This window comes from Cytobacillus gottheilii (assembly GCF_900166665.1).
GTDB lineage: Bacteria > Bacillota > Bacilli > Bacillales > Cytobacillaceae > Cytobacillus > Cytobacillus gottheilii_A.
In genome coordinates this window covers 2,354,939-2,361,397 of record NZ_LT800494.1, presented here as the reverse complement: position 1 = coordinate 2,361,397, position 6,459 = coordinate 2,354,939, and the positions used below count along the sequence as shown (strand labels likewise).

Below are 6,459 nucleotides of genomic sequence, written 5' to 3'. Positions count from 1 at the left end.
CATTCAATCGGAATGGCTTGATTGCTCTCATTTACAATAAAATCAAAGGAAATTTGGCCTGTATAATGCAATTTATCCACAATGAATTGAACAAAGTTCTCTATATCCGCTCTTGATTCATGCTGAAAATGGATCGACGCACCCTCACCGGCCGTATATTCAGCTTTATAAACAGAATGCAAAACAACTTTTCCTTCTTTTGCAATGGAGTATGAACAATACTGAATTCCTGTCAGCTTTTCTTGGATGATCCATGCATGAGCATCTTCAAACAAAGTATGTGGAATGTCTTCAGTACTTTTTCCAAAGATCACATGATCCGAAAAACGTGAGAATTTACGCTTCACAACAAAACCGTTTACCAATTGACTATATTGTTCGGCTGCTTTATTTGTTAATTCACAAGTCTGCGGAGCTGGCAGCCCGCAGTTGTTCGCAAGCTGAATAAACGAATTTTTATTATGCAGAACCTCCAAATGCTGAAAACCTCCTGCAAAAACTGGGCACTTTAGTTCCTTTTCTTTTTTAGATAAGTAGAACGTTTCCTCACATGTAGGGATTATACAGTCAATTTTATAGGTTAATATGATCTCATTTAGTTTGCTGATATAAGTATTCGTTTCGAACTTCGCTGAAGGCAGAAGAATAAATTTCTTTAATGAGTTCGAGGCTTTTGTAAGTGAATAAGGATCACTATCTGCTCCATACACATTCAGTCCAGCGTCATTTAACAATCTGCATAGGTGCAGAGCGGCGGGTGATCTGGCTCCGGTAACGAGCACAGCCTCAATATTCAAGGACCATCCCCCCGATGCTTAAACCAGCTGAGGTTCCAAGCAGCAAAATTGTATCGCCCCTTTGGATCCTTTTTTGCTCGATGGCTTTATACAAGGCAAGCGGTATGGACGCAGATATCATATTTCCATAGTTTTCGATAATACTCATAAATCGCTCTTCTTCCACATTCAGTTTTTTGCGGATAATCTTCATCGCTGCCCAGCTTGCCTGGTGAGGGATAACCATATTGATATCGCTCATCCTTAATCCTGTTCCGCTAAAAAGCTGCTCTATAAACGGATTCATTAGTTTTGAAGACATTTTGAAAATGGCTTTGCCATTCATATCAAATAAAAAATCATCTTTCGTCTCTTCACGATAGTGACGCGGATGTACCTTTGTGCCTCCTCCGCGAATCTCTGAGAAAGCCGCACCTGCACTATATGTTTCCATTCTTGAGCTGATCATTCCCGACCTGTCTTCACTCTTGCTGATAATCGCCGCAGTTGCTCCGTCACCGAATAGCACACTGCTTTCATCCTGCCGCCAGTTCAAGCCAACAGAGGAAATTTCGGAATTTATGATCAGAACATGCTTATATTTTCCCGCATCAATCATATAACTGACGACATCAAGGGCAGCAACAAACCCTAAACAGGTTGAATTAATGTCAAACGCCGGAATACCTGAGTTTTCTAAGCCAAGCTCTTTTTGAATCAGAGCAGCGTTGCATGGAATAGCTTGCTCCATCGTGCCGCTTCCGCTAATAATACAATCAATATCATGTAAACCCATTCCTGCATTTTTTAATGCCATTTCTGCTGCTTTTGCTCCCATATAGGAAGCTGTTTCATCTATAATAAAATATCGCTGTTTAACTCGGGATTTTGCTTCACTCCAGCCAGGTGCTGCTCCAATCAGCTGATCTATTTCTGCAGCTGTTACCATCCGCTTAGGTAAATAAATGCCCATTCCTGTTATTCTCACTTTTCTGACCATTGGAATTACACCTCAACCATATAATTACTTAAAAAGTAACATATTACAATCTATTATACTACCAAATTTTGATGCTAATAGGTTATAGAATACAGTAAAATTAAAAAAACTGCAGTGCATTCAGCATGCACTGCAGAAGCTCAGCTTGCCTGAAGCTGAACAATTGGTTTTGGAGCAGGTTTTGAAAAATAATAGCCTTGAAATAAATCAAAGCCAAGCTCTTGCAGGTATAGGAAATCCTCTTCCTCTTCTACCCCTTCAGCGAGAGCAATTCCGCCCAGCTCATGTGTAATCTCTAATACAGATTTCGCCATTTTTTGTTTCTCTGGATCTCTGCTTACTCCGTTTGAATATTCGAGCGCCAGTTTGACATAGTCAGGCTTAAGCTCCCTTATTTTATTAATGCCATTATAGCCAACACCTACATCGTCCAACGCATATTGAAACCCATGCTTTCTATAAAACTCTAAAATTCGCTTTAAATGAGCAATATTTTTCACTTCATCGGTTTCTACTACTTCGAACACAATTTGGGAAGGTTTAATGTTTTTCTTTTCAATCAGCTCAAGCGTGCTTTTCAAGCAATGCTCTGGAGAATAAATGGCTGTCGGCAAAAAATTGATAAAGATCAGCTGATCCTTCTCTACCTCTCCAGCATGACTGACCGAATTGATTCTGCATGCATGATCTAATGCAAAAAGGCGATTACGCACTCGAGCTGCTTCGAACATATGAAAAGGAGAGATCAGCTCACCTTCTTCTGACAGTCCTCTTGAAAGCAGTTCTTGTCCTACAATTTTCACCAGGCCATTCTCAACCGTCACAATTGGCTGATAATGTGTAGTTAAGTTTTTCTTAATAATGATTTCATCCACCCAGCTAGCTTCTCTCAAAGGCTGAAACTCTCGCGCATTTTTGAGAGATTGAAGCTCTTTTAGCGGATCTAAGCGATCAGATTGGACTGCAAAAATATGATCCATATTTAAATGTACCTCTGCATAATCCAAAAAATCAAAGAAAACGGGTTCCAGCACCCAAACCATTCTCTCGTTAATCATATACCCGATCTGCTTATTTTCTTCTGATACGTATTGAATCAATTTGTCTGCTTGATTATTTTCTGAAAAATATACTGTGTAACCAAATGCTTTTGGATGACATATATCACAGCTCATGATCCACACCCCACATTGCTATAGTTCTTTTAGTATATATGATCTAATTCAATTTTACTATTTATAAACCCGAAATAAATGATTAAATATACATAGCAGTTTATTCCATATAAAATAAATCCCCTTTTCAATGCTACCTTAAAAGGAGAACACAATGTAAAAAAAGAATTTAATATAGGCATTTTAATCATTTGAAGAAAGAAGATTCACGATTGAAGGATAAGAGAATAATGGAGAATCAGTAAGAAGATTTATAGAGAAAAAGAGGATGAAACGCAGGTTTCGCTATATTTCCATAATCCTGCGTTTCTTTTTTAAATGAGGTCTCCGTTTTATTGATCTATAAAACGAAATCGAACTTTTCCGCCAATTGGCAGCTGGGCAAGCTTCCATAGGTCTTCCTCTGCAGCCTTGCCAATGGTCGTATAACCGCCAATCGTTTGAGCATCTGCCATTAGAATAATAGGCTGGCCGCTTTTTGGTACTTGAATGCTACCGAATTGAACAGCCTCTGAAAGAATATCATGTCCCTCTTCTGCTTGTAAGAGTGGACCACTTAGGAAAAATCCCATTCGATCACCCGTTTTCAACACATACTCCGAGCTTTCAAATGCATTTATAGCATTTTGGGTAAATAAATGCTGATGAGCACTTTTCCACACATTTACGGTCACTTCGGATTGATACAATGGAATTTCATCTGCTATAAGTCCCCGTTCTCCGCCTGTACTTGCTGGTCCGGCTGCATAAAGAATCATATCTTTAGAGAGTAATTTGCCGAGCTTTCCTTTTGGAAATACGGAGGAACTATTAAGAAATTGCGGTGCATGAAAGCCTGTTTCAGGAATAAGGTAACTTATTTTTGATTCTTGATTTCCACCTATTTTTAAAATCTGCCCTTTCTGAACGGTGAATGTTTTCCACATGGGAAGGGGCTTACTATCTAAGGTTGCATTAATTTCTCTTCCGGTAAAAAGCAAGCGATGCTGTGACAGCACTTCTAACTCAAGCCCCTGTAATAAGATTTCAAGCGCAGCTGCATTCTGGTCATTTCTCATAATATAGTTGCCTAATGAAAAAGCTTTGCGATCAAGAGCCCCGGAAATAGGGATGCCGTATTTCTGATATCCTCTGCGGCCAAGGTCTTGAAAAGAACTATAGATGCCAGGTTTTCTGACTTTAAGGATCGGAATCATGTCATATCGCCTACTGATTGAAATGTTACTCCATCTTTTTCTAGCTCTGTTCTGATAAGATGTGTAATGGCAGCCGCATTTTGTCCATCTCCATGGAAACAGATTGTTTTGGCATCCAAGGAAATCCAGCTTCCAGTAACGGTGCGAACTTTTTTGTGCAGGACAATCTGTTTAACTTGCTCTAAAATGACGTCACGGTCACTTAAGACAGAGTGCGGATGACTGCGATTCGTCAAATAGCCTTCTTCTGTATAAGTTCGATCAGCAAATGCTTCTGCTGCTGTTTTTAACCCTATTTTGTACCCCTGTTTAAGCAGCTCGCTGCCAGCTAATCCGTATAAAAAGGCCTGGGGAGCAACATCATATACAGCTTCGGCAATGGCTGCTGCAACCTTTACATCGCTTGTGCCCTTATTATAAAGGGCTCCATGCGGCTTAACATGCTGAAGGGAAATTCCATTCACATCACAAAAAGCTTTTAAGGCTCCAATTTGATAAACAAGACAGTTATAAATTTCCCTGACACTCATATCAAGGACTCTTCTTCCAAAGCCATGAAGATCCGGATATCCAGGGTGTGCACCGACCGCTATGCCTCTTTCAGCCGCCAGCGCTACAGAAGTTTGCATCACATTATAGTCGCCAGCATGAAAGCCGCAGGCAATATTGGCAGAAGTAATATTCTGAAATAAGTGCTGATCTTCTCCTATTTTAAAGACACCATAGCTTTCACCGACATCTGCATTTATATCTATTTTCATCATTCACCTCTTTTGTTTCCTGTGCTAATTCTTTGCTTTCTTAAGTGATCCACTGCTGAATATCATCCGGATGGTGCAGCAGCTGTTCTTTGATCTCTGTGTATTTTTCGATCGAAATAGACTTAAAGTTTACAATATCACCTGCACTGCAGAGAAATGGAATTGTCCGATTAGGGTCATAAAGAGAAAGCGGGGTACGTCCAATAATATTCCAGCCCCCAGGTGAACCGACAGGATAAACACCAGTTTGAGCTCCGCCAATGCCGACAGTTCCTTCTTCGACTCTTTCCCTTGGCACCTTTAATCTAGGTGTTGCCAATTCCGGCTGCAAACCGCCAAGGTAAGGAAACCCCGGCAAAAATCCAATTGCATATACAGCATAAGAGGCTGCTGTATGAGATTGAATAATCTCTTTCTCCGTTAAATTCGTATGATCCACCACTCTTTGAAGATCAAGAGCAAAGGCGGGATCATAACAAACTGGAATCTCAATTCTTTTAAAAGCGTTTGTGAGCTTCATTTGTTTGAAATCCAATCTATTCCACAATTCGAATAGTTCATAACCCCAATTTAAAGGAAGTGGATTTGCAGAAGCCAGATAAACATGCACGGTTGTGTAGCTTGGCACCACATCTTCCACATCAAAGGCTTTGTTATTTTCAATTAAATCGCAAAACCACCGTATCTGCCGGAAAACTCCATCAGAGATTTCGTCTCCAAAAGAGAACCTGATGCTGCGCTCTCCTGTTTGCATGACAGTTGGCAGGATTTTATGATCTTTCATCAGCTGAAAGCACCTCAATACAAAGCTTGATCCCCTTAAGTAAATCTTCATGTGACCAGCTTGGGATTTTCCCATGCTGTACAGCCAATTCATGTGAAGCTGGTATATGAATAAACCCTGCTTTCATTTTGCTCTGCTCTTTTTGAGCATAATGCAGGGCTTGGTACATAACATGATTGCAAAGATATGTTCCAGCAGAATTGGAAATCTCAGCAGGCAGTTGATGATCCAGCAGAGAATGAACCATCTTTCTTATTGGCAGTGTTGAAAAATACCCGACTGCACCAGTTTCAATAATGGGTTCGTCCTCAAGCTTATTTCCGCTATTATCCGGTTCGCCGTCATTGATATTGATGGCGATTCGTTCTGGCGTTATTTTATATCGGCCGCCAGCTAGCCCTAACGAAATGACTGCATCTGGTTTATATTTTTCTATGTATGTAAGCAGTTGTTGTCCAGCGATGCGAAAATCAACTGGCAAAATTTTTGACTGAATTTGATATTCACCGATTGTTTGTTCATGTAATTCAGATGCTATTTTCATAGTAGGGTTAATGGTAAATTGTAAAAATGGTTCAAAACCTGTCAGTAGTAAAGTTTTCATGAGAAAAGTCCTTCCATTCCATAATTTAAGAATATCCTTTATTATTTGCATACCCGATTATTCTATCGTTATCCTTCATCATAGCATATTTAATAGAATGAAAACTTCCTAAATTCAAAACTGACTGATAAATTATCTGTTTTTGTTTTCTGTTATAGCTTGT

Annotated in this window: 7 protein-coding genes; all 7 read right to left on the bottom strand. The window is 39.7% G+C overall.

Annotated elements, in window-relative coordinates:
* The coding region (locus B7E07_RS23745) for an ATP-grasp domain-containing protein (RefSeq protein WP_080846033.1) at window positions 1–797 on the bottom strand (797 nt) is incomplete at its 3' end.
* On the bottom strand, window positions 787–1,776 hold the full coding sequence (locus tag B7E07_RS11690; protein WP_080846032.1) for a beta-ketoacyl-ACP synthase III: 990 nt from the start codon (window positions 1,774–1,776) through the stop codon (window positions 787–789). The genes B7E07_RS23745 and B7E07_RS11690, both read right to left, overlap by 11 nt.
* A 140-nt stretch (window positions 1,777–1,916) precedes the next feature.
* Window positions 1,917–2,951 carry an EAL domain-containing protein gene (locus B7E07_RS11685; RefSeq protein ID WP_080846031.1) on the bottom strand — a complete coding sequence of 345 codons (1,035 nt, stop codon included), beginning with the start codon at window positions 2,949–2,951 and terminating at the stop codon, window positions 1,917–1,919.
* Window positions 2,952–3,283: 332 nt separating this feature from the next.
* Complete coding sequence (locus B7E07_RS11680) at window positions 3,284–4,147, bottom strand: 5-oxoprolinase subunit C family protein (protein WP_080846030.1); 864 nt, start codon at window positions 4,145–4,147, stop codon at window positions 3,284–3,286.
* Window positions 4,144–4,911, bottom strand: a complete 768-nt coding sequence (locus B7E07_RS11675; RefSeq protein ID WP_080846029.1) for a LamB/YcsF family protein — start codon at window positions 4,909–4,911, stop codon at window positions 4,144–4,146. The genes B7E07_RS11680 and B7E07_RS11675 overlap by 4 nt, the downstream gene beginning before the upstream one ends.
* A 37-nt stretch (window positions 4,912–4,948) precedes the next feature.
* Window positions 4,949–5,692 (bottom strand): 5-oxoprolinase subunit PxpB, encoded by a 744-nt coding sequence (pxpB, locus tag B7E07_RS11670; protein ID WP_176215183.1) that lies wholly within the window; start codon window positions 5,690–5,692, stop codon window positions 4,949–4,951.
* Complete coding sequence (gene pcp, locus B7E07_RS11665) at window positions 5,679–6,296, bottom strand: pyroglutamyl-peptidase I (RefSeq protein ID WP_080846027.1); 618 nt, start codon at window positions 6,294–6,296, stop codon at window positions 5,679–5,681. The genes pxpB and pcp overlap by 14 nt, the downstream gene beginning before the upstream one ends.
* Window positions 6,297–6,459 lie beyond the last annotated feature (163 nt).